The 21,625-nt window shown below is 62.2% G+C and carries 22 protein-coding genes, 1 tRNA gene and 1 pseudogene; 14 read left to right on the forward strand and 10 right to left on the reverse strand.

Features of this window, described 5'->3' with window-relative positions:
• Positions 1-29: 29 nt before the first annotated feature.
• Positions 30-938, reverse strand: coding sequence for a LysR family transcriptional regulator (locus OHD62_RS18705; protein WP_263784630.1), 909 nt, complete (start codon positions 936-938; stop codon positions 30-32).
• A gap of 95 nt (positions 939-1,033) precedes the next feature.
• Between OHD62_RS18705 and OHD62_RS18710 the strand changes: the two genes are divergently transcribed.
• Positions 1,034-1,906, forward strand: coding sequence for an aldo/keto reductase family oxidoreductase (locus OHD62_RS18710; RefSeq protein ID WP_263784632.1), 873 nt, complete (start codon positions 1,034-1,036; stop codon positions 1,904-1,906).
• A 54-nt stretch (positions 1,907-1,960) separates the two neighbouring features.
• Here the strand turns inward: OHD62_RS18710 and OHD62_RS18715 are convergent, their stop codons facing one another.
• On the reverse strand, positions 1,961-3,019 hold the full coding sequence (locus OHD62_RS18715) for a glycerophosphodiester phosphodiesterase family protein (RefSeq protein WP_263784634.1): 1,059 nt from the start codon (positions 3,017-3,019) through the stop codon (positions 1,961-1,963).
• 356 nt (positions 3,020-3,375) lie between these two features.
• Between OHD62_RS18715 and speB the strand changes: the two genes are divergently transcribed.
• The 3 genes and pseudogenes from speB to OHD62_RS18730 all read left to right on the forward strand — a co-directional run bounded on the left by speB (position 3,376) and on the right by OHD62_RS18730 (position 6,227).
• Entirely contained in the window at positions 3,376-4,383 is a 1,008-nt protein-coding gene (speB, locus tag OHD62_RS18720; RefSeq protein WP_263784635.1) for an agmatinase, read from the forward strand.
• Between the two features lie 38 nt (positions 4,384-4,421).
• On the forward strand, positions 4,422-5,354 hold the full coding sequence (argC, locus tag OHD62_RS18725) for an N-acetyl-gamma-glutamyl-phosphate reductase (RefSeq protein WP_263784637.1): 933 nt from the start codon (positions 4,422-4,424) through the stop codon (positions 5,352-5,354).
• A gap of 35 nt (positions 5,355-5,389) precedes the next feature.
• Positions 5,390-6,227 (forward strand): annotated as a pseudogene (locus tag OHD62_RS18730) (aminoglycoside phosphotransferase family protein).
• Here OHD62_RS18730 and OHD62_RS18735 read toward each other — a convergent pair.
• Positions 6,217-7,308: a COX15/CtaA family protein gene (locus OHD62_RS18735; RefSeq protein WP_263784639.1), complete on the reverse strand. Its 1,092-nt coding sequence runs from the start codon at positions 7,306-7,308 to the stop codon at positions 6,217-6,219. The pseudogene OHD62_RS18730 and the gene OHD62_RS18735 sit on opposite strands and share 11 nt — an antisense overlap.
• 153 nt (positions 7,309-7,461) lie before the next feature.
• Here OHD62_RS18735 and OHD62_RS18740 point away from each other — a divergent pair, with 153 nt between their 5' ends.
• Complete coding sequence (locus tag OHD62_RS18740) at positions 7,462-7,677, forward strand: DUF2842 domain-containing protein (protein ID WP_263784641.1); 216 nt, start codon at positions 7,462-7,464, stop codon at positions 7,675-7,677.
• Positions 7,678-7,783: 106 nt separating this feature from the next.
• Here the strand turns inward: OHD62_RS18740 and OHD62_RS18745 are convergent, their stop codons facing one another.
• Entirely contained in the window at positions 7,784-8,842 is a 1,059-nt protein-coding gene (locus OHD62_RS18745) for a polysaccharide deacetylase family protein (RefSeq protein WP_263784643.1), read from the reverse strand.
• A 90-nt stretch (positions 8,843-8,932) separates the two neighbouring features.
• Here OHD62_RS18745 and OHD62_RS18750 point away from each other — a divergent pair, with 90 nt between their 5' ends.
• Complete coding sequence (locus tag OHD62_RS18750) at positions 8,933-10,162, forward strand: GNAT family N-acetyltransferase (RefSeq protein WP_263784644.1); 1,230 nt, start codon at positions 8,933-8,935, stop codon at positions 10,160-10,162.
• A 218-nt stretch (positions 10,163-10,380) separates the two neighbouring features.
• Here OHD62_RS18750 and OHD62_RS18755 read toward each other — a convergent pair whose 3' ends face one another.
• Complete coding sequence (locus OHD62_RS18755) at positions 10,381-12,615, reverse strand: GumC family protein (protein WP_263784646.1); 2,235 nt, start codon at positions 12,613-12,615, stop codon at positions 10,381-10,383.
• 254 nt (positions 12,616-12,869) lie between these two features.
• Between OHD62_RS18755 and OHD62_RS18760 the strand changes: the two genes are divergently transcribed.
• The 4 genes from OHD62_RS18760 to OHD62_RS18775 all read left to right on the forward strand — a co-directional run bounded on the left by OHD62_RS18760 (position 12,870) and on the right by OHD62_RS18775 (position 17,519).
• The gene (locus OHD62_RS18760) at positions 12,870-13,433 is read left to right on the forward strand and encodes a polysaccharide biosynthesis/export family protein (protein ID WP_006332663.1); all 564 of its coding nucleotides are present in this window, start codon (positions 12,870-12,872) and stop codon (positions 13,431-13,433) included.
• Between the two features lie 10 nt (positions 13,434-13,443).
• The gene (locus tag OHD62_RS18765; protein ID WP_263784649.1) at positions 13,444-14,586 is read left to right on the forward strand and encodes a glycosyltransferase family 4 protein; all 1,143 of its coding nucleotides are present in this window, start codon (positions 13,444-13,446) and stop codon (positions 14,584-14,586) included.
• 138 nt (positions 14,587-14,724) lie between these two features.
• A complete protein-coding gene (locus tag OHD62_RS18770) occupies positions 14,725-16,260 on the forward strand; it encodes an undecaprenyl-phosphate glucose phosphotransferase (protein WP_263784651.1) in 1,536 nt (511 codons plus the stop codon).
• Complete coding sequence (locus OHD62_RS18775; RefSeq protein WP_263784653.1) at positions 16,257-17,519, forward strand: O-antigen ligase family protein; 1,263 nt, start codon at positions 16,257-16,259, stop codon at positions 17,517-17,519. Before OHD62_RS18770 ends, OHD62_RS18775 begins: the two co-directional genes overlap by 4 nt.
• Positions 17,520-17,551: 32 nt before the next feature.
• On the opposite strand, the gene OHD62_RS18780 is transcribed toward OHD62_RS18775, so the two are convergent.
• Positions 17,552-17,628 (reverse strand) — tRNA-Pro (locus OHD62_RS18780).
• A gap of 153 nt (positions 17,629-17,781) precedes the next feature.
• The gene (locus tag OHD62_RS18785) at positions 17,782-18,063 is read right to left on the reverse strand and encodes a helix-turn-helix domain-containing protein (protein ID WP_263784654.1); all 282 of its coding nucleotides are present in this window, start codon (positions 18,061-18,063) and stop codon (positions 17,782-17,784) included.
• 333 nt (positions 18,064-18,396) lie between these two features.
• Here OHD62_RS18785 and OHD62_RS18790 point away from each other — a divergent pair, with 333 nt between their 5' ends.
• From OHD62_RS18790 to OHD62_RS18800, 3 genes are all read left to right on the forward strand, one after another.
• Positions 18,397-19,011 (forward strand): hypothetical protein, encoded by a 615-nt coding sequence (locus tag OHD62_RS18790; RefSeq protein WP_263784656.1) that lies wholly within the window; start codon positions 18,397-18,399, stop codon positions 19,009-19,011.
• 254 nt (positions 19,012-19,265) lie between these two features.
• Positions 19,266-19,490 carry a hypothetical protein gene (locus OHD62_RS18795; RefSeq protein ID WP_263784657.1) on the forward strand — a complete coding sequence of 75 codons (225 nt, stop codon included), beginning with the start codon at positions 19,266-19,268 and terminating at the stop codon, positions 19,488-19,490.
• Between the two features lie 166 nt (positions 19,491-19,656).
• Positions 19,657-19,932 carry a hypothetical protein gene (locus tag OHD62_RS18800; RefSeq protein ID WP_263784658.1) on the forward strand — a complete coding sequence of 92 codons (276 nt, stop codon included), beginning with the start codon at positions 19,657-19,659 and terminating at the stop codon, positions 19,930-19,932.
• A gap of 91 nt (positions 19,933-20,023) precedes the next feature.
• Here the strand turns inward: OHD62_RS18800 and OHD62_RS18805 are convergent, their stop codons facing one another.
• Together OHD62_RS18805 and OHD62_RS18810 are read right to left on the reverse strand one after the other, a co-directional pair.
• A complete protein-coding gene (locus OHD62_RS18805; RefSeq protein ID WP_263784659.1) occupies positions 20,024-20,326 on the reverse strand; it encodes a hypothetical protein in 303 nt (100 codons plus the stop codon).
• 265 nt (positions 20,327-20,591) lie between these two features.
• Complete coding sequence (locus OHD62_RS18810; RefSeq protein ID WP_263784660.1) at positions 20,592-21,134, reverse strand: MerR family transcriptional regulator; 543 nt, start codon at positions 21,132-21,134, stop codon at positions 20,592-20,594.
• Between OHD62_RS18810 and OHD62_RS18815 the strand changes: the two genes are divergently transcribed.
• A complete protein-coding gene (locus OHD62_RS18815; protein ID WP_263784661.1) occupies positions 21,133-21,261 on the forward strand; it encodes a hypothetical protein in 129 nt (42 codons plus the stop codon). The two genes, OHD62_RS18810 and OHD62_RS18815, sit on opposite strands and share 2 nt — an antisense overlap.
• A gap of 11 nt (positions 21,262-21,272) precedes the next feature.
• Here the strand turns inward: OHD62_RS18815 and OHD62_RS18820 are convergent, their stop codons facing one another.
• Positions 21,273-21,596, reverse strand: coding sequence for an integration host factor subunit alpha (locus tag OHD62_RS18820; RefSeq protein WP_008875382.1), 324 nt, complete (start codon positions 21,594-21,596; stop codon positions 21,273-21,275).
• Positions 21,597-21,625: the final 29 nt, after the last annotated feature.

Below are 21,625 nucleotides of genomic sequence, written 5' to 3' on the forward strand. Positions count from 1 at the left end.
GGCGGCCTTTTTGTTTGGCGGCCATCGTTTCAGGATCGATTGGCCGACGCCTTGATGAAGTCGATGAATGCGCGCAGCGGCGCTGGCACGAGACGTCGGCCGGGATAATAGAGGAACGGTCCCGAAAAACTCTGCCACCAGGGTTCGAGGACGGGTTCGAGGGCGCCGCTCTCAAAGTAAGGACGAAGCCAGTCTTCGAAGAGACAGACGATGCCGGTGCCGGCGATGGCTGCATCGACGATGAGATCGGCCGCCCCGCCCAGGGTCACGAGAAGTGGCCCCGTTGGATCGACCCGTACCACCTCGCCGTCGCGCTCGAATTCCCACGGCGGCGGCGTACGGCCGGCGAAGCGGCCGCGCAGACAGGCGTGGTCGAGCAGGTCGCGCGGGTGTTGCGGGCGGCCATGGCGGTTGAGGTAGGCAGTGCTGGCGGCGGCGGCGAAGCGCTGCACGCGCGGTCCGATCGGCACCGCGATCATGTCCTGCTCCAGCCGTTCGTCGTAGCGGATACCGGCGTCGCAGCCGGCCGCCAGGATATCGACAAAGCTCTCCTCGGCGATGACCTCCAGCCGAATGCCGGGATAGGCGGCGAGGAACGGCGGGACAATGGCTGGCAGCACCAGCCTGGCTGCGCTGACCGGCACGTTGAGGCGCAGCGAGCCCGCCGGCCTGTCCCGAAAGCCATTCACCACGTCCAGCGCCACCTCGACCTCGGTCAAGGCTGGACCAAGCCGCGCCAGCAACCCCTCGCCCGCTTCGGTCAGAACGACGCTGCGCGTCGTCCTGTTGAGCAGCCTGACATCAAGTTGCGCCTCCAGGCGACGAACCGCCTCGCTCAAGCCCGACGCACTGCCACCGCTCGCACGCGCTCCATCGCGAAATCCCTTGGCGCGTGCTACCGCCATGAAAGCATGCAGATCTCCGAGGTCGATCTTCATTGTTCGCCATCTCGCACAGCCCGTGCGGATTGTAGCCAATTATCGCGAGATCGGACAGCGCCTATCTCTGCGTCATCTTCAAAAGGAGACAAACCATGTCCAGCATCGACAAGTCAGGCACATTTACTCTCGGCGACCGCTCCGTGAAGCGACTCGGCTATGGCGCCATGCAGCTCGCCGGACCCGGCGTTTTCGGTCCGCCCAAGGATCATGATGCGGCCTTGGCCGTGCTGCGCGAGGCCGTCGCAAGTGGCGTCGACCATATCGACACCAGCGACTTCTACGGCCCGCATGTCACCAACCAGCTCATCCGCGAAGCGCTCGCGCCCTATTCCGACGACCTCACCATCGTCACCAAGATCGGCGCCCGCCGCGACGCCGGTGGCGCGTGGCTTCCGGCCTTCTCTCCCGAGGAGCTGACCCAGGCGGTGCACGACAATCTGCGCAATCTCGGGCTCGACGTGCTGGACGTGGTCAACCTCAGGATCACATTCGATGTGCATGAACCCGCAGAAGGGTCGATCGAAGAACAGATCGCGGCGCTGGCTGGGCTGCAGCAAAAAGGTCTGGTGCGTCACATCGGGCTGAGCAATGCCACCGCCGCGCAGATAAAAGAAGCACGGCGAATGGTCGAAATTGTCTGCGTGCAGAACCAGTACAATCTGGCGCACAGGAGCGACGACGCGCTGATCGACGAACTTGCCCATGACGGCATCGCCTATGTGCCGTTCTTTCCGCTCGGCGGCTTCAGCCCGCTGCAATCGTCGACCTTGTCCAGTGTCGCGGCGCGCCTCGACGCCACGCCGATGCAGGTCGCGCTGGCCTGGCTGTTGCACCGTGCGCCCAACATCCTTTTGATCCCGGGCACCTCATCTGTCGCGCATCTCAGGGAAAACCTCGCCGCAGCCGACCTCGAATTAACGGAGGATGTCGTCCAGGAGCTGGACGGCGTGGCAATGGCGGCTTGAAGCCAGCCGATCTCCCCTCTCTTGGGGGAGATCGCAATTTCCGCCGCGCCGGTCCTAGTTGATGCTCGCCGTGTTCGCCGGCTCGGCCGGCCGCGCTTCGTCGGCGTAGGGTATGCGGTAGCCATTGGCGGCCAACCATTCGATCGCTGCTTTCGGCTCGTCGGTCTGGATGATGGTGGCGCCGCGCTCGGCCCAGAAACCGTAGGTTTCGGCGGGCAGGCTGGCCAGCACCGCCAGCTCGTCGCCGCGGCCACCGGCAAGGAAGCCACCCGGCTTGTTGACGATGGCGTAGGTGTCGGCCCAGATGTGCCAGCCGCCTCGTACCGACACGGCGCGCATCCTGGTGCTGAACAGCGGACCTCCGGTCTCGGTGAGCGTCTCGGCCCCTGCCCGCCAGTTGATCAGCTCGATCGCGCCCGGCGAAAAGACCCGACCCACCTTTTCGGCGAAGGCGGCATCATGCACGGCGTCGTCGGCGATGATCGGCATGAACTGGAAGCCGCCACCAATCGAATCGATCGTCGCCTTGACGGTATCGATCCGCTCACGATTCCAGAGGTTCTCCTTGACGATCACCTGTTCGGCCATGCCGAGCTCGCGGGCGATCGCGATCATGCCTGGCAGAGCCTGGACATCGAGCTTGTTGTCGAGGTTGATGAGGATCCGGTCCTTGGTCGCCATCAGCATCTCGCGCAGCGTCGAGACGGTCTCGTCCGTGACAGCGCCGGTGCCTTCGATGACCAGCCGGCATTTCCTGAGTTCCGCTAGCGTGTAGTCGACCACCTCGCCCTTGCAGGTCGTCGTGCGGTCGAGCCAGCTGTCATGCATGACGACGAATTCGCCGTCCTTCGAGCGCCTGATGTCGACCTCGACGATTTCAGCACCCATGGCGATCGAGCCCTCGACGGCTGCGAGCGAGTTTTCCGGGTAAAGCGTCTTGCCGGCCTGGATGCTGCCGGCGCGATGCGCGGCCACCATCACATGGTCGCGCCACTGGTTGGCGTGCTCGAACCGATCGAGGATCTGCCTGGCGTGGGTTTCGCCGGCCGAGGCGTGGCCAAGGGAGGCGGCCAGCGCGGCGGAAAACAGGAGGCCTTGCCAAATAGCCCGCATCGAGAATCGCTCCGTTCCGGATCGCAACCCGGTTAGGCGATGCGCGTGACAGGCAGGTGAACGAAGCCGGCTATGGGCTTTGCGCGGCTACACAAAAACAGCGGGTGCAACCCGCGTCTGGATGACTGAGCTGCGCGGCATGGGGCCTGTCGCGCCGCTGCAATGGAATCATGCTGAAACACGTCAGCAGCTCACCGAACGAGACATCGACAGGAGAAAAGCGGGATGCCTCATGAGATACAAATCCTGCTTTGCCGGGGCAGTTGCAGAATGCCATTTCGTCTCGCCAAGCTGTGACTGGCGTGTTGCGTGCCGGTTCTGTAGTTGTGGCAGCCCGATGAAACCGAGGATCCGTAATGGCGAACCAAAACATCGACCACGCTTTCACCGCCCGTTCCAAGACGGGCGCATCCTTCGAGCCGACCTATGCCGGCGCGCTGTCGTTCATGCGGCGCAGATACACGAAGGACGTGAAGGGCGCGGACGCGGTGGTCTGGGGCATTCCCTTCGATGCCGCCGTCACCAACCGGCCCGGCGCGCGTTTCGGGCCGCAGGCGATCCGCCGCGCCTCGACCATCCTCGACAATGATCCGCAATATCCGTTTTCGCGCGACCTGTTCGAAAATCTCGCCGTGGTCGATTATGGCGATTGCCTGCTCGACAGCGGCAATCACCAGAAGACGCCCGGCACGATCGAGCGCGAGGCGGCGAAAATCCTGAAATCTGGCGCCTTCCTGCTGTCGCTGGGCGGCGACCATTTCGTCACCTGGCCGCTGCTCAAGGCGCATGCCGCCATCCATGGCCCGCTGGCGCTGGTGCAGTTCGACGCCCATCAGGACACCTGGCCAGACGACGGCAAGCGCATCGATCACGGCTCCTTCGTCGGCCGCGCGGTGAAGGAAGGCATCATCGACCCCGACCGCTCGATCCAGATCGGCATCCGGACGCATGCGCCCGACACGTTCGGCATCAAGATCCTCTACGGCCACGAAGTGGAGGAGATGCGCGCATCCGACATCGCCTATGCGATAGTGGACCGCACTGGCGGCAAGAAGACCTATCTTACCTTCGACATCGATTGCCTCGATCCGGCCTTCGCGCCCGGCACCGGCACGCCGGTCGCCGGCGGTCCGTCCTCGGCCAAGATCCTGTCAACACTGCGCCAGCTCACCCAGGTCGATATTGTCGGCGCCGATGTCGTCGAGGTTGCGCCGGCCTATGATCACGCCGATATAACGGCAATCGCCGGCTCGATGGTGGCCATGCACTATCTCGGGCTCCTGGCGGAACGAAAGGCCCGGCTCGAAGAGATGAATAACGGCAATCACAGCGCTGCCGGATTGAATCACGCAGGCGACATATAATTTTTGAAATTTATGGGAATCAGGTGGAACGACAGGCAATGAAACCGAAAATCTTCATCGACGGCGAGCACGGCACCACCGGTCTCCAGATCAGGGCGCTGCTGGCCGAACGCGGCGACCTGGAGATCATCTCCATTCCAACCGAGCGCCGCAAGGAAACGGCAGCCCGCGCCGAATTTCTCAATGCCGCCGACGTCGCGATCCTGTGCCTGCCGGACGACGCAGCCAAAGAGAGCGTTTCGCTGATCGCCAACGACACCACCAAGGTCATCGATGCCTCGACAGCGCATCGCGTCGCCGACGGCTGGGAGTATGGTTTCGCCGAAATGGACAAGGATCAGGCGAAAAAGATCGCCGAGGCCAAGCGCGTCGCCAATCCGGGCTGCTGGCCGCAAGGACCGATCGCGACGCTGCGGCCGCTGGTGACGGCCGGGCTGCTGCCGCCGGATTTTCCGGTCACCGTCAACGGCATTTCGGGCTATTCGGGCGGTGGCCGCCCGATGATCGAGGATTATGTTGCCAAGGGCGAGGATGCGCCTGAATTCCTGCCCTATGGGCTGACCCTGCAGCACAAGCATGTGCCGGAGCTCAGGACCTACGCGAAGCTCTCGCACGATCCGATCATGCAGCCGGCGGTCGGCAATTTCGCGCAAGGCATGATCACGGTGGTGCCGCTGCAGCTCGGCGGCCTCGACCGTGTGCCGACCGGCGCCGAATTGCATGCGGCAATCGCCGATCATTTCTCGGGCATAGAGGGCGGCGTGGTCGAAGTGGCGCCCTACGCGCATCTGGAACGCGTGCCGGAGATCGATCCGGAAGCCTATAACGGCACCAACCGGATGAAGGTCTATGTCTTCGCCAATGACAAACGCGCGCAGGCGCTGCTACTGGCCGTCTATGACAATCTCGGCAAGGGCGCTTCGGGCGCCGCCGTGCAGAACATGGATCTGATGCTCGGCCTCAAGCATTGAGTTCGAGGGCATCGAGTTCGGGGGCATTGAGTCCAATGCCGGACTTCCCGCGCCGCTGGAAGCTCGCCGGCGGCGCGGAGCTGATCGCCCGAGACCTTTTCCAGCCGCATCTGGAAGGTTGTTCGTGCCGACGGCTCGCCGGCGATCGTCAAGGCGCTGAAACCTTTCGACGACGTCGCCGACGAATTGCGCGGCGAGCATTTTCTCGCCTGGCGGCGTGGCGAAGGCGCGGTGCGGCTGCTCGGTCGCGATGGCCACAGCATGCTGCTCGAATATGCCGGCGACAGGCTCCTGTCGCAGGATCTTGCCGAACAGGGTGACAACGCCACCACCGCAATCGCCGCCGAAGTGATGGCTAGATTGTTTTCGCCGTCAAAGCACCCTTTCCCGCCAGATCTTCAGCCGCTCAGGGAACGGTTCGCCAGCCTGTTCAGCAAGGCCAGGACCGATCGCGAAGACGGCCGGAACAGCCTCTATGTCGAAGCCGCGGCGACCGCCGAACGGCTGCTGGCCGACCCGCACGATGTCAGGCCGCTGCATGGCGACCTGCACCATGACAACATCATGCACGGGCCGCGGGGCTGGCTGGCGATCGATCCGAAGGGCGTGCTCGGCGATCCCGGCTTCGATGCGGCGAACATGTTCTACAATCCGCTCGACCGCGACGATCTCTGTCTTGATCCCCAACGGATTGCCCATATGGCCGAAATCTTCGCGAGGACGCTTGGCCAGGCACCCAACGCCATTCTCGACCACGCCATCGCCTATGGCTGCCTGTCGGCCTCATGGCATCATGAAGATGCCAACGAGGCCGAGGAGAACCGTGAATTGGCTATCGCCACGGCAATCCGAAGCGTTCGGCTCAGTCTCTGACCGTGATCTCGTTGGGCAGCGCGTAAGCGCCCTTGGTGCCTCGCCAATGCGCGGCGGCAAAGCCGAGCAGGATCAGCGCGAAACCCTGATGCGTCAGCGCCATGTGCAGCGGCACATGCATCATCAGCGTGCCGATGCCGATCGACGCCTGGACCAGAACAATCAGGAACAGCAGCGTCGCGCGCCGCGCATGCGTGCTGCCGGGCAGACGCCGGTGTGCCGCGATCATGTGCCACAATGCCACGACGAAGACCGTATAGGCGCCGATCCGGTGGACGAATTGCACGGTCTTGGGGTTCTCGAAAAAGTTGCGCCATGCCGGTTCGAGCAGCAGCAGATCGCCGGGGACGAGCTTGCCGTCCATCAACGGCCAGGTGTTGTAGGAGAGGCCGGCGTCGAGCCCAGCGACCAGACCGCCGAGATAGATCTGGATCAGCGCCAGCAGCACCAGGAAGCCGGCCAGGCGCTGCGTCGAGCGGTCGGCAGCGGGTTCAGAGTGTGGGGCCAATCCACGCGCGACGACCATGGTCGCGGTGAAGATCAGCGCCGCAAGCGTCAAGTGGGTCGCCAGCCGGTACTGGCTGACCGAGACCCGGTCGACCAGCCCGGACGCCACCATCCACCAGCCGATCGCACCCTGCAGTCCACCGAGGAGCAGTATACCGACAAGCTTCGGGCCAAGGCCGCGCTCGATACGGCGCGTCATCCAAAAGAACAGAAGCGGCAGGGCGAACACGACACCCACACTGCGCGCCAGGATGCGGTGCACCCATTCCCACCAGAAGATCGATTTGAATGCTTCGAGGCTCATGCCCTTGTTGAGCTCGGCATATTGCGGGATCTGCTGGTAGCGCTGGAACTCCTCTTGCCATTCGGCATCGTTGAGCGGTGGAATGACGCCATGGATCGGCTGCCATTCGGTGATCGACAGGCCGGACTCGGTGAGCCGGGTGGCGCCGCCGACCAGCACCAGCGCAAACAGTACAAGAAGCACGACATAGAGCCAGCCACGCAGCAGCGCCCGGTTGTGCAGGTCGCGGTCGCGGGCCACGTAAGGTGCGGCAGCTGATATGGCAGCCATGGGCTCGTCCCGAGAAAATTGAAGTTGCGGATTGGTGAACCATGGCAAGCCGGCTGGCAAGACCGGACGGCGCGGCACGCCGTCGCGCCGCTTGTCTCGGGTTGCGTGTCACTGTCTCAAGGCTTATTCGAGGCGCTTGAAAGAGGCTGAGCCATGCCCATTCGCCTGAAAAAACTGATCGGGACCTTCCTGCTGGTGGCGCTGGTCATCGTCTATGCGCTCGTTGCATCGATTGTGGCGGTGGCGCAACTGTCGCAGTCAGGCCCGTGGGTGCATTTCCTGTTCTTCCTTCTCAGCGGCCTGCTCTGGGTGCTGCCGGCGATGGGCATCATCAAATGGCTGATCCTGGAGCCACCGCCGAAAGGCTGAAACGCTAGAGCGACGTGCGTCCCTTGGACGCACAAAGTACGCTCTAGCACTTTGAATCCACGCATCGTGCTTTCCGAAAATCGATGCCGATTTTCGGGCCGATACGTCAGATCGTCACCACCATCTTGCCGGCATTGGCGAGCGGCGTCGTCACGCCCGACAGCATGGTGCGGATATGGGCGAGGCTCTGGTAGCGGCCGTTGACGGAAATGCGCGGCAAGGCATGCAGGAAGGCTGAATGTTCGGCGTGCAGCACGCCGTGGCGTGTCGTCACCGCGGAGGCATAGCCGGCGTCGCGAGCAAAGCCGACTTCACGGCCGCCGACGGCGCTGGCATAGCCATAGGGATAGGCGAGATGTCGCGGCTCTTCGCCAAGTTCGGCCTGCAATATGCGCCTGACGTCGTCGACCTCATGCCGTGCGTCGGCCTCGGAAAGCCGCCTCAGATTGCGATGATGGATGGTGTGTGCGCCGATCGTCACCAGCGGATGGGCGGCGATGGTGCGGATCTCGTCCCAGTTCATCAGCGTGCTCGAGCGCAATCCTTCCAGCGCGATGCCGTTCGAGCGGGCCAGTTCGCGCAGCACCTTGCGCTGATCCTCCTCGCGGACCTCCAGCGTCAGATGGGCGTGCAGACGCGCATTGGCCTGGAGTTTCTTGCCCGGTGTCGAGCAGTCGATCGTCACCTGCCCCGCCGGCGTCGCCAGGGTCAAGCGATCGCGCGCGTTGATGATGTCCTCGATCACTTCCCACCACAGATCGGCGGCACCATCGATCAACCCCGGCGCGACATAGATGGTTATCGGTGCACCATGCTTTTCCAGCACAGGCAGCGCCTCGGTCATGTTGTCGCGATAGGCGTCGTCAGCGGTGATCGCCGCGAACTGGCCACCCTTGCCGCCGGCCTTGATGCGCTCGACCGCCTCGTCCATGGCGACGAAGGTGTAGCCGTTCGCCTTCATGTCAGTGATGACGGCGTCAAGAAATTTGGGCGCAATGTTGAGATGCCGGTTGACGCCGTTCGGCTTTTCCGGCGTGGCGGTTACCCGGTGCAGCATCAAAATGGCGCCGATGCCGCCGACAAAGGGCTTCGCCAACGGGGCAAGCCCACTATAGCGCGCGACGTGGAGCGCCAGTTTCCGTATTGCCTCGCCCCCGTCGATCATTCATTCACCTTTTGCGTCTAGGCTCATCCAAGCACGGAATGCGCCTGCGCGTACCCCAAAACGCGATGAATACGCCCCAAGGATTGAGGTATGGTTGACGCCACTGCGTCATTTGACGGCAATCGGCTTGCGGCAAGCGAGGCGTCGCCACGTGCGGTGCCGGCTGACGCAATCGGCCTGTCTGTTTCGGCTGCCGATGGCGCAGCATTTGCGACCTATGCCAAATTCTGCAGTTCGGCGCTGTTCGCGCCGGCGCAGAGCGCGACCTGGATCCTGAATTGGGCTGCCGAGACCGGGGCGGACGTTCTCGTGGCGACGCTCAATACTGGAGACCAGCCGGTTTTTGCGTTGGCGCTGGAAGTCACCCGCCGCGGCCCGTTCCGGGTCGCCCGCTTCGTGGGAGGTCGCCATGCCAACGGTAATTTTGCCGCTGCCGACCCGCATTGGCTGGCCAATGGGCATGGCGAGGCCATCCGATCGGTGCCGGCGGCGATCGCCAAGGCGCGGCCGGACATCGACCTCGTCGCATTGGAACGCCTGTTGCCCGACCTGGATGGGATTGCCAATCCCCTTGCATCCTTCCCGCATTTTCCGAGCCCAAATCTGTCCCTCGCCGCCGATCTGGCGGGAGGTTTCGATGCCCTGCTGTTACGCGCGAGCGGCAAGCGCAGGCGCAAGAAGCACCGCTCGCAAATGCGCAAGTTCGAGGCCGTCGGCAGCCACCGCCGCATGGAGGCAAAAACGCCGGAAGAGGTAAACAGGCTGCTTGACGCCTTCTTCGAGATGAAGGAATTCCGCTTCCGCAAGATGGGTGTTGTGAACGTCTTCGGCGAGCCTGAGGTTCGGGCTTTCTTCCGCGCGCTGTTCATTGGAGCGCTTGCGGAGAAAAACCCGTCCTTCGTGCTGCATGGGCTCGAAGTCGCCGGCAAGCTTCGTGCCGTCACCGGGTCGAGCCGTTCGGGCAAACGCCTGATCTGCGAATTCGGGGCGATCGCCGAGGACGATCTTGCCCACACCAGCCCCGGCGACTTCCTGTTCTTCGACAATATCGAGGAGGCCTGTGAGAAGGGCTTCGAAATCTACGATTTCTCGGTCGGCGACGAACCATACAAGCGGCTGTGGTGCGATATCGAGACGCAGCATTTCGAGGTGCTGTTCCCCCTGACGCTGAAGGGCCGTGCGCTGGCGCTCGAGCTTCGGCAAGGTGCGCGCCTGAAGGCCTTCATCAAGAACAGCCCGACGATCTGGAAGCTGACCAAGAGGTTGCGCCGCAAGACAGCCGGACAGGCCGCGCCTGTCACCAATGAAGGCGACAGCTGACGCAACCGGAATCTGAGACCTTCGAGATTCGCTCCGGCGAGTCAGCTGGTGTGGTTTTCGAGAACCGGCGCGCAGCGGACGTTGAGTCCGTGAGCCCCCGGCCTACGCCGGCCATAGCCTTAACTACCACCACCGCTCATCAGTGGCTTCGGCCGGCGAAGACCGGAAGCGCAGAAAACCGCGCCAGATGGGCCGCCGGAGTAGAATTGTCGAAAGTCTCAGGCGGCAGAACGCCGTCCCGGCACTGGCGTGCCCGGCGTCACATGGCCGACCGGCGTCACCAGCGTCAGGTCGGGATAACCGCTCTCGATCAACATGACCGCGGCCTGCGTCACCTCGTCGTCCGGCTCCAGCATGGACAGGAAGACTTCGGTGCCCTCGCCCACCAGGCGGCTGATGCCTTGCGCGTCGGCAGGGCCGCATTCGACCACGACCAGATCGTAGGCGGTGGTCAGCGACTGCATGATGATCGGCAGCCGGTCGGCGGCGCGCATGGCGCGGACCGGATCGGCGGTGCCGACGGGGATGACGTGGCAGTCCGAATAAAGATCGGGATGGATCACGTCGCTGAATTGCGCTTCGGAGGCGAGCAGATTGGTGATGCCCGGGAAAAGCCCGCTGTCCAGCATCGGCCGCGAGGCGGCACCCGAAGCGGTCAGATCTAGCAGGAGCACACGCAAGCCGGCATCGGAGACTTCGCGTGCCACCAGCACCGCCGAGGCGGCAGCTTCGTCGCCTTCCGGCGAGACGAATATGGCGCGCGCAGCACCGGTCGAGATCAGTTTCTCCGCAGCCTTGTCGATGTCGACCTCGCCGAGCGTGACGCGCGGCGGTTCGGCAGCCTCGTATTCAGCGGCCTCGTATTCCGCAGCAGCTTCCGCCGCCGAAACCGTATCCGGCTCGGCTTCGGTCTCGGCGGCATAATTCCACGCCTCCTCGATTTCGGCAGCCATGAGCTCTTGCCGCACAGCCATAGGCTCCTGGCGGGCAACCGTTGGCTCCTGCTGAGCAACCGGCATGGCGACCTGCTCGATCTGTTCGAAACGGGCACCGGCGGCCGGCCGCATGGCGCGGCCCGAAAACAACTCTTTGAGAAGCGTTACGATCGCCATGAGCAACAACGAGCCGACGAAGGCCGCGCCGACGATCGGCAGGATCTTCGGGAAATAAGGCTCCGACGGTACCTGAGCCTCGGAAACCACATGCGCATCGACAGGCTGGTAGTTGCGGTCCTTGCGCGACGCCGCCGCCAGGTAGTTGGCCTGGTACGATTCGAGCTGCTGGCGTCGGGCGGTCGCGTCACGCTGCAAGGCATCAAGTTCGACCTGCTCTTCGCCGGCGCGTGCCGATGCGGCCTTCAACGTGTTGACTTCAGCGACGAGCTGGTTTTCGCGGGCCTGCGCGGTCTGCGCCTGTGTCATCAGCCCCTTCATGACCTTTTCCGCCTCGTTGCGGATCTGGCGATCGAGATCGGCAAGCTGCGACTTCAGCGCCCGGATGCGCGGATGATTGTCGAGCAAGGTGGTGGAAAGATCGGCGATATTGGTCTTGAGCTCGACCTGCCGTTCGCGCAGGCGCTGTATCAATTCCGAGGACAATACCTCAGGCACCGCATCCAGCGAACCGCCGCCCTGCAACGCCTTGCGCACGCTTTCGGCCGTCGCCTCCGCCGAGGCGCGATTGGCGCGCACCCGCGTCAGCTCGCTCGACAGTTCGGAAAGCTGCTGTGTGGCCAGAACCGAATTGTTGCCGCCCATCAGAAGGTCGGATTGCGCCCGGTAGGCGGCAACCTTGGCCTCGGCATCCTTCACCTTCTGCTGCAGATCGGCGATTTCCGGTCCCAGAAAGGCGGTGGCGGCGGAGTTCGATTTGATTTTTGCGCTGCCCTGGCTGGCGATGTAAGCTTCGGCGATGGCATTTGGGATGGCTGCGGCAAGCTTGGGATCTTCCGAGGAAAATTCGATGGCGATGATGCGCGTTTTTTCAACGCTGTAGACATTGAGCTTCTCGCGCATCTTTTTCAGCACGCGCTCTTCCACCGGGATCTCTTCCGGATCGCTCATGAGACCGGCAATGACGAGAAATCTGCTCAGCGCCGACATGTTGGCCGCGTCGTCGAATTCAGGCACCCGCGCCAGATTGAGCTTCAAGGCCACCTGGTTGAGGATGTCGCTGGAGGATACGATCTGGACCTCCGTGGCGACCCCTTCCTCGTCGAGAATCGGCTTGTCGTTGTCGTTGGCTACATTTGGCCGGGTGTAAACGGATTCGCCTGTCTCGATCTTGATCTGCGTTTCGGCCTTGTAATGCGGCGTGGCGAGCCAGGCGAGCGCGTAAGCCAGACCGGTTACCAGAAGCGAAACGACAAGAATGCGCAGCCAGTTCCTCGCAAGACTTGCGAAGAGCTGCCTTAGATCGACGTCGACATCTGCGGCCGCGGACTGAACGGACATGCATCCCTACTCCGATACTTAGTCGGAACGCACCGTAAACAACTATGGTAACTCAGCCGTTAAGATCACGGTAAGCACCTGTTAGGCTTTGCTGGCGGGCGGCAACAAAGCCGTGAACCCGATCACACTTTGTCGATTTGCCGCCGTATCGGTCGCGCGCCTTTACCGCCCATTAACCCTAACAGGATGATAACGGACCTCGATCGTTAAGGTTTGCCCCGTAGTCGCGGGCCATTGAAGGTACGTGTCCGGTCATGAAAAGCACTGCTTCCCTCTTCCGTGCGCTGCTTGCCGTGTCGATGCTGGCCGGTTGCTCCAGCTACCGGCCGACGCCAGCGGCTTTCCACAAGATGCTCGACCAGCCCTATCGGCTCGGCGCCGGCGACCGCGTCCGCGTCACGGTGTTCGAGCAGGATGGATTGACCAACACCTATAATGTCGACCAGTCCGGCTACGTATCATTGCCGCTCGTCGGCGCCGTGCCGGCACGCGGCCACACAGCCCAGCAGCTCGAAGGCGCGATCGCCGACAAACTGCGCCAGGGCTATCTGCGCGATCCGGATGTTTCGGTCGAGATCGACCGTTACCGGCCGATCTTCGTCATGGGTGAAGTGGGTGCGGCGGGCCAGTATTCCTATGTTCCAGGTTTGACGGTGCAGAAGGCGGTTGCCATCGCCGGCGGCTTCACACCGCGCGCCAACCAGGAAAGCGTCGATATCACCCGCGACATCAACGGCAAGGTGATAACCGGACGCGTGGTAACCTCCGATCCGCTTCTGCCTGGCGATACAGTCTACGTTCGCGAACGCCTGTTCTAGAACCAACCACGTGGCGGACACACTCAGGATCGTCCACTGCTTTCGCTCACCCGTCGGAGGGATTTTCCGGCATGTGCGTGATCTGACCGAGGCGCAGATCGCGGCCGGTCATTCCGTCGGCATCGTCTGCGATTCGACGACGGGCGGCGATTTCGAGGAACACCTGTTCGAAAACATGAAGGACAGTCTGGCGCTTGGCATCCATCGCACACCGATGCAGCGGCATGTCGGACCGGGCGACCTCGCGTCGGCGTGGCGCACTTTCAGGATCATCAAGGAATTGCGGCCGGACGTACTGCACGGGCACGGCGCCAAGGGTGGCGCCTATACTCGTCTTTTCGGCTCATTGTTGCGGGTATCAAGGTCTCGCGTAGCCCGCCTTTATTCGCCGCATGGCGGCTCTCTCCACTATGACGAGACCACCGGTACGGGGAAACTGTTCTTCGCGCTGGAACGGTTCATGGCGCGCTTTACCGACTGCCTTCTGTTTGTCTCAGACTATGAAAGGCGGACCTACCGCAAGAAGGTCGGCGAGCCGCCCATCCCGAACAGGCTGATCTATAATGGCCTGCGCGCCGCCGAATTCGAGCCGGTGCGGACCGAGCGGAATGGGGCCGACCTCCTCTATATCGGCATGATGCGCGACCTCAAGGGGCCGGATATCTTCATCGACGCCCTGGTTCTTGCCGGAACGCGGCTTGGCCGGCCGTTGAAGGCGGTGATGGTCGGCGACGGCGATGACCTGCCACGCTATCACGCGCAAGTGAAGCGGCTCGGCCTCGACGGCCATGTGCGCTTCCTGCCGCCGATGCCAGCCAGGTCCGCCTTCGCGCTGGCCGAGCTGGTTGTCGTCCCCTCGCGGGCGGAAGCCATGCCCTATATCGTGCTGGAGACGCTCGCGGCCGGCAAATCGATGATCGCCACCGCCGTCGGCGGCATACCGGAGATCTTCGGCGCCGGTTCCCCTGCCCTGATCCAGCCCGATCCGCGCGAACTTGGCGACAGGGTGAGCGAGGCGCTGGCCGACCCCAAGGCCTACCGGCGCCTGATGCCCGATACCGCCGATCTCAAGGCGCGATTCGGCGCCGATGTGATGGCCGCCGAGATCGAGACGGCTTATTTTACCGCGCTGGGGCGCCCGCATCGATCCTGACCAATAATGCCGGTCGCATTTGAACGGGACCGCGACATGCATTGATCGATCCCGCAGACCGCTCCAAAGCCACCTGTTGTTTCAAGGGTTTCTTAGCTCTCTTTTGCTACTCACCTGAGGGAAGCTAGCGGATATCCCATGAACGAGATCGATCCCGCACGACGCTTTTCGATAGACGCGGTGCGCAAACTCGAAAGCCCGGCCGATCGCCATACGCCTGGCGGGATGAATGATGTCGCCCGGCAGGTCGCTTCGCAATACAGGCGCGATACGATGTCGCCGATCATGGTCAGCGGTGTCCTGCGCATGGTCGAATTCGCGCTCCTGTTCCTGTCGGGCCTTTGCGTCTATTTCCACTATGTCGGCTTCTTCACCTATCTGGCCTGGCAATATCCGCTGACGATCGCCGCCGCCTCGCTGCTCGCCGTGGTGCTGTTCGACGTCACCGACTGCTACCAGATCGTCTCACTGATGCGGCCGATCGCCAATTTCGGCCGTCTGCTGCTGGTCTGGGCCGGCACTTTCGCCTTGATGGCGCTGACCGCATTCGTCATGAAGATGTCGGAAGACTATTCGCGCCTGTTTTTCGGCACCTGGTTCGTCGTCGGGTTCGTGCTGATCTTCGGTCTCAGGCTGGTGATGTCGAAGCTGATACGGCGCTGGGCGCGCGACGGGCGCATGGAGCGCCGCGCCGTCATCGTCGGCGGTGGCAAGACGGCGGAAGCCCTGATCCGCTCCGTCGAAAGGCAGCCCTATAACGACATCCGCATCTGCGGCATCTTCGACGACCGCGGCGACAAGCGCTCGCCGCCCATCGTCGCCGGCTACCCCAAGCTCGGCACCATCTCCGAGCTGATCGAGTTCGCCCGCATCGCCCGCATCGACATGCTGATCGTGTCGCTGCCACTCACCGCCGAATCGCGCGTCCTACAATTGCTGAAGAAGCTTTGGGTGCTGCCGGTCGATATCCGGCTCTCAGCGCATTCGAACGCACTGCAGTTTCGCCCGCGCGCCTATTCCTACATCGGCTCCGTGCCGATGCTCGACATTTTCGACAAGCCGATCAACGACTGGGATTCGGTCGCCAAGCGCGCCTTCGACATCGTCTTCTCGATCATCGGCATCGTCGTTTTCTCGCCGGTCATGCTGGCGACCGCGATCGCCATCAAGCTCGACAGCAAGGGGCCGGTGCTGTTCCATCAGAAACGGCATGGTTTCAACAACGAGATCATCGAAGTCTACAAGTTCCGTTCGATGTACACGGACAAGGCGGACCCGACGGCCAAGCAGACGGTGACCAAGAACGATCCGCGCGTGACCCGCGTGGGACGCTTCATCCGCAAGACCTCGATCGACGAGTTGCCGCAGTTCTTCAATTCGCTTTTCGGTTCGCTGTCGCTGGTCGGCCCGCGCCCGCATGCCATTGCCGCCCAGTCGCACAACCTTCTCTACAACGAAGTGGTCGACGGCTATTTCGCCCGCCACAAGGTCAAGCCCGGCGTGACCGGCTGGGCGCAGATCAATGGCTGGCGCGGCGAGATGGACACCAATGAGAAGATCCGCATGCGGACGGAATACGACCTCTATTACATCGAGAACTGGTCACTGCTGTTTGACCTCAGGATCCTGATCCTGACACCCGTGCGGCTGCTCAACACGGAAAACGCCTATTGAGCGCCGTTACCCATGAATTGCCGCCGGCAGCAGTCAACGCCAAGCTGATCGCTCTGATCTCGTCGGGTGCGGTTTTCCTTGGTGTCTTCCTGTCCGGCTTCGTCATCGACGAGCCGGCGCCATACGACCTCTATATGGTCGGGCTGATAATGGTGTGGCCCTTGTTCGGCCTGCGCATATCGCGCGCGGCGGCGCCGCTGCTGGTGTTGCTGGTGATCATGAACATCGGCGGCATGATCTCGATGACGCAGATGTCGGACCTCGCCAGCACGCCGCTCTATCTCGCCGTTTCGCTGTTCCTTGCTTTCACCGCGGTGTTCTTCGCCTCGGTGACCGCGGTCCAGCCCAGCCTGTACCGGCTGATCTTCCTCGCCTATGTCGTCTCCGCGGTGCTGACCGCGCTGCTTGGTATTGCCGGCTATTTCCATGCATTCCCCGGTGCGGAGATCTTCACCAAATACGACCGCGCAGCCGGCGCCTTCCAAGATCCGAATGTGTTCGGGCCGTTCCTGGTGCTGCCCGGCATCTACCTGCTCTATCTCCTGCTGACCGGGCCGGTCATACGCATGCCGCTGCTGGCGGTGCCGCTGCTGATCATCACGGCGGGCATCTTTTTCTCGTTCTCGCGCGGCGCCTGGGGCATGTTCGGCGTTTCGGCGATCCTGCTCACCGGCTCCCTGTTTCTGCAGAGCGCCAGCGGCAAGTTCCGGCTGCGCGTCGTCGTCATGACCATCGCAGCCATTGCGCTGCTGGTCATCGCGATGCTTGTCATCCTGCAGCTTCCGGGCGTTTCGGAAATGTTTTCCAGCCGCGCCCAGTTGGAACAGAGCTACGACACCGCCCGCCTCGGCCGTTTCGCCCGCTACACGATCGGCTTCCAGATGGCGTTGGAACATCCGCTCGGCATTGGTCCGCTTGTCTTCGGCACGATCTTTGGCGAGGACACGCACGACATCTGGCTGAAGATGCTGATGGACTATGGCTGGCTCGGCTTCGTGTCATTCCTGACGCTGACCTTGTGGACCATCGCCGCCGGCTTCCGCATCCTGTTGCGCGACAGGCCGTGGCAACCCTATCTTCTGTGCGCCTATGTCGCCTTCATCGGCAATATCGGCCTTGGCACCTTCATCGACATCGACCACTGGCGCCATGTCTATCTGCTGCTCGGGCTGATCTGGGGCGCGATTGCGCTGGAATACCGCCATCAGCGGCAGTTGCGGCCGGCGGTGCGACCGGCACCGGTGCCGGCCAGGGCATGATGGACCTTTGGGGCAAGTCCAAATCTTGAAAATGGTCGGAGTGGCCGGATTCGAACCGACGACCCCTTGACCCCCAGTCAAGTGCGCTACCGGGCTGCGCTACACTCCGGACCGGTCGCGATGTATCTTGATAACCCGCTTGGGGTCAACCAAATTCGGCGCCTGTCGTGCCAATGTTCAGCGCTGGTTTTGAAGTCCCGGAAAGAACTTCAAAACCAAAGCGCTGCAGGTAGATTTTAAGCGGCCCCCCGGCGTCGCCTTATCAGACGGATCGGTTTTCCGTGGGGTGCGCCAGCACGGGTGCATTGATCAGCGTGCCTTCCGGAAGCCGAAGCGCTGTGGCGATGCGCCGAAGCTTCGACGGGTCGGCATCCCTACCGCTCTCGATGTCCGCGATCTCGTTGATGGACAGGCCGCATGTCAGGGACAGCTCTTCCAGACTGTATCCCCTGGTTTCCCGGATGGCTCTGAGGGCGCTGTGATCGGGCGCAATCTCGGTCGCCGTCAGTTCGGAGAAGGTATCGCGTTTTGCTATGTTGGACATTGGCAACTCCGTGGGCTGAAAGAGTTTGGTCAAATCATGTTGTTGCCTGAGACGGGCGAGAGAATGCCCTCTTGTCGACGGTTTGCCAAGCACCAAAGAAACCGTCACAGCATCGTGATGCCAGCCCGAAAAATCGGCCGGCGCCGAGCTCACGGCGCCGATATGGAATGCCATGCCGATCAAGTTGTTTTGAAGGGCCGAGCGCCGATTGCTCCATGGTTTCGAGCCGCTCGCTCGTTAAGCAATTGTCGCTGGCTTGCCTACCACTTGGCCACCCATTCGGCCAACCCTTTGGTCAATCATTCTGGCCAGCCTTTTGAAAGGATCGGATCCATGGACTTGAAGACAATTGTTGTTGCGCTCGGCACGATTTCCAGCTTTGCCGGGAGCAACATGGCCGCCGCTCAGGCGGCGGATGCCGTGCGGGTGCGCGGCACAGTGGTCAGTTTCGAACCGTCGCTGCTCACCGTGAAGACACGGGAAGGCAGCACCGATGCCATCAAGCTGCCCGCGGACTGGACGATCTCCGGCGTCGCCAAGGCGTCAGCCGAAGACATCAAGCAGGGCGACTTCGTCGGCATCGCTTCGGTTGCGAAGGCGGATGGCGGCAGCGGGGCGCTCGAAGTGGTGATCTTCCCCGCAGCCCTCAAGGGTACCGGCGAAGGCGATCGGCCATGGGACCTTCAGCCCAACAGCCGGATGACCAACGGCACCATCGCCGATGTGACGGAAATCAATGGCCGGACGGTGACCCTGACCTATGACAATGGCCAGAAGAAAGAAATCGCCATACCGCAATCGACACCGATCGTGACCTTCGCCGCGGCGACGCCGGCGGATCTCAAGCCTGGTGCGACCGTCTTCGTCAACGCCGAGCGCGGCAGCGACGGCACGCTGGTCGCCAGCCGGGTCGTGGTCGGAAACAACGGTGTCGTCCCGCCGATGTGAGGCTCGTTTCCATGGTGAAGGGGCTTCAGACACAATCCGGAAACAAAATTCTACAGTCCGGAAAAACTGTCGAAAAACTCCGGAGCGATAGTCCTGCCGCGGCGCTCAGTCACCAGTGACGTTGAAACGCGGTCCGCGTAAAAAAGGAAAGTTAGTCATGAAGAAGTCCCTTCTGTCCGCTCTCGGACTCGCAGTCGCACTTGCCGTCTCGATGCCGATCATCGGCGCCAGCAGCGCCGATGCAGCGCCGCTGCATGCAAAGCATCACCGCCATCATCACCATCACCGTCATCACATTCGCCATCACCACCATCATCACCACCACCACAAGAAGTTGGTGGAGAAGAAGGCTTAAGTCCACCGCCTCCCCCAATGAGAAGGCTGGCTTTAGCCAAGGCAGCCTTCTCGTTGGATTCTCCAAGCACAATTTGATGAAAACAGGGTTTGGGACAGCCAGCCACATATCGGCGGGTGCCTGAAATCCCGCATCTAAGAAGTCCTCGATATCGACCGCGCGATTTTTTGAACCGACGCGTGAACCTTTCCTCTCTGGGCCGCACTAAACCGGCATGGACGCCAAGAAGGCGATCCCCAACCAGAAGGACGCCAGACGGCGATCCTCGATCCAGAGAAGGAAATGCTCAAATGACCAACATCTCGAACTTCAAGCGCCTCTCGTTCGCCGCGGCCATCGTCGTCTCGGCCTTCGGCTCGGTTTCCATGCCGAACTCGGCTTTCGCCGGCACGCACCCCACCGGCGACGGCGGCGCGGTCTGCAAGGGGTCAGGCTCCTGTCTGGTGCTGCAGCTCGACTGCAAGGGCACCTATACCGACGCCACCGACAAGAACGGCACCGTCTACGGCAAGTGCAGCCAGCTCATGAAGGTCGACCCGAAGGGCAAGATCAGGCTCGCTCGCTGATCGACTGTCACTGAAGGAAATGGCGGCCGTCGGCGCGACGGCCGCCATTTTCTTTTGCCCTCGCCCGGATCGAGCTAATGCATGTCGCACTTTAGCGCCGGCTGAGCAGCAGGCTGGCGACCAGCCCGACCACAACCAACCCGACGGCGGCTGCCGTTGCCGGATGATCGCGCGCCGTCTTCTCGATCACCCTACCTTGCTTCCTGATCGCGGGCAGAGCGTCACCAAGGTATCCAGCAAGGTGCGAATAGTAATCCGACGCGGCGTCGCGCCCGTCCTCGTAATAGGCGCCGCCCCGTCTGGACACGGCTTTCCTCAGCGCCGCTAGCTCCCTGGAGAGAGCTGCGACCTGCTTTTCAAGGTCGATGTCGGAGAGGTTTGAAAGCGATGCCATGGCAGGTTTCCTTCATTTGCAGAAGGAATCGTAACGCATGACCTCCAAGACCGTTCCGGTTTGGAAGGTGGCGGCCGGCCCTTAAAGAGCGGTGTGTTTAAACGGATTCATACGTACGCACCCTCGGGTCGAGCCCGAGGACATGCTTTTGCGCGACATGCACTACAGCGCCGCGCGTCCCATTGGACGCGCAAAGGACGCTGTAGCACTTTAATTTTGCGCATGATCCTTTCCGAAAATCGATTCCGATTTTCGGGGTCATGCGCTAGCGCACCTGATCGAGCAGGCGCTTGCATTCCAGAAGGTCGAACAGCGCCTCCTGCAGCAAAGCGCGATTGTCGCGCGAGAGCTTCGACGTATCCGGCTGGACCGGGCCTTCCTCGTCGCCCTTGCCCAGGCCGAAAAAGCGGCGGCTCGGTTTCACCTTGGGTTGGCCGACAAGCATCTCGTCGTCCGCACCGCGCGGCTGGGCGCCTGGCGTCAGCGGCACCGCGTCGGCCTGCCGGCGCTGCGAGATCGCTTCCACGGCCGCCATGTCACCATTGCCGATGGCGACCAGGAAATGGTTGCCATTCTCGCGCAGCAATTTCTGCACGCCCTTGATGGTGTAACCCTGGTCGTAGAGCATATGACGAATGCCCTTGATCAGTTCGACATCCTGCGGCCGGTAGTAGCGGCGGCCGCCGCCGCGCTTCATCGGCTTGATCTGGTTGAAACGCGTTTCCCAGAAACGCAGCACGTGCTGTGGCAGATCGAGATCTTCCGCGACCTCGCTGATGGTGCGGAAAGCATCGGGGCTCTTGTCCATGGGCGAAATCCTCACGCTGGACGATGATCCGGACCATTTCACCGAATCATGCCTTATTTCAGCGGTTTATGAAACAACATTCAAGCCCGGCGTCAAAGAGAGCGGCCGTTTTCAACTGAAGCGTTGAAGCACAGGGCGCTACTTACCGCCCTTGGCCTTGCTGTTCTGGTGGGAGCGCAGGATACGGCTCTTCAGCACATTGGACGACTTGAAGGTCATCACACGGCGCGGCAGGATCGGCACTTCTTCGCCGGTCTTGGGGTTGCGCCCGATACGCTCGTTCTTGGAGCGGACATGGAATGTCGCGAAAGACGACAGCTTCACCGTCTCGCCACGAACGATCGCGTCGCAAATCTCATCCAGAACCGCCTCGACGAGCTCGGCCGATTCAGTACGCGACAAACCAACCTTGCGGTAAACGGCTTCAGCAAGGTCGGCGCGCGTAAGTGTCTTTCCCCCCATGCGAACCGTCCCATCAGCTCAAAACATAA

This window comes from Mesorhizobium sp. YC-39, assembly GCF_025753795.1.
GTDB lineage: Bacteria > Pseudomonadota > Alphaproteobacteria > Rhizobiales > Rhizobiaceae > Mesorhizobium.

Coding starts and splice junctions, on each gene's coding strand:
- OHD62_RS18785 (WP_263784654.1), bottom strand. CDS start 18,063: ATGTCCAACATAGCAAAACGCGATACCTTCTCCGAACTGACGGCGACC.
- OHD62_RS18735 (WP_263784639.1), bottom strand. CDS start 7,308: ATGGCTGCCATATCAGCTGCCGCACCTTACGTGGCCCGCGACCGCGAC.
- OHD62_RS18710 (WP_263784632.1), top strand. CDS start 1,034: ATGTCCAGCATCGACAAGTCAGGCACATTTACTCTCGGCGACCGCTCC.
- OHD62_RS18815 (WP_263784661.1), top strand. CDS start 21,133: ATGGGCGAAATCCTCACGCTGGACGATGATCCGGACCATTTCACCGAA.
- OHD62_RS18790 (WP_263784656.1), top strand. CDS start 18,397: ATGGACTTGAAGACAATTGTTGTTGCGCTCGGCACGATTTCCAGCTTT.
- OHD62_RS18770 (WP_263784651.1), top strand. CDS start 14,725: ATGAACGAGATCGATCCCGCACGACGCTTTTCGATAGACGCGGTGCGC.
- OHD62_RS18805 (WP_263784659.1), bottom strand. CDS start 20,326: ATGGCATCGCTTTCAAACCTCTCCGACATCGACCTTGAAAAGCAGGTC.
- OHD62_RS18740 (WP_263784641.1), top strand. CDS start 7,462: ATGCCCATTCGCCTGAAAAAACTGATCGGGACCTTCCTGCTGGTGGCG.
- OHD62_RS18800 (WP_263784658.1), top strand. CDS start 19,657: ATGACCAACATCTCGAACTTCAAGCGCCTCTCGTTCGCCGCGGCCATC.
- OHD62_RS18755 (WP_263784646.1), bottom strand. CDS start 12,615: ATGTCCGTTCAGTCCGCGGCCGCAGATGTCGACGTCGATCTAAGGCAG.
- OHD62_RS18745 (WP_263784643.1), bottom strand. CDS start 8,842: ATGATCGACGGGGGCGAGGCAATACGGAAACTGGCGCTCCACGTCGCG.
- OHD62_RS18750 (WP_263784644.1), top strand. CDS start 8,933: ATGGTTGACGCCACTGCGTCATTTGACGGCAATCGGCTTGCGGCAAGC.
- OHD62_RS18715 (WP_263784634.1), bottom strand. CDS start 3,019: ATGCGGGCTATTTGGCAAGGCCTCCTGTTTTCCGCCGCGCTGGCCGCC.
- OHD62_RS18795 (WP_263784657.1), top strand. CDS start 19,266: ATGCAAAGCATCACCGCCATCATCACCATCACCGTCATCACATTCGCC.
- OHD62_RS18760 (WP_006332663.1), top strand. CDS start 12,870: ATGAAAAGCACTGCTTCCCTCTTCCGTGCGCTGCTTGCCGTGTCGATG.
- OHD62_RS18820 (WP_008875382.1), bottom strand. CDS start 21,596: ATGGGGGGAAAGACACTTACGCGCGCCGACCTTGCTGAAGCCGTTTAC.
- speB (WP_263784635.1), top strand. CDS start 3,376: ATGGCGAACCAAAACATCGACCACGCTTTCACCGCCCGTTCCAAGACG.
- OHD62_RS18705 (WP_263784630.1), bottom strand. CDS start 938: ATGAAGATCGACCTCGGAGATCTGCATGCTTTCATGGCGGTAGCACGC.
- OHD62_RS18810 (WP_263784660.1), bottom strand. CDS start 21,134: ATGGACAAGAGCCCCGATGCTTTCCGCACCATCAGCGAGGTCGCGGAA.
- argC (WP_263784637.1), top strand. CDS start 4,422: ATGAAACCGAAAATCTTCATCGACGGCGAGCACGGCACCACCGGTCTC.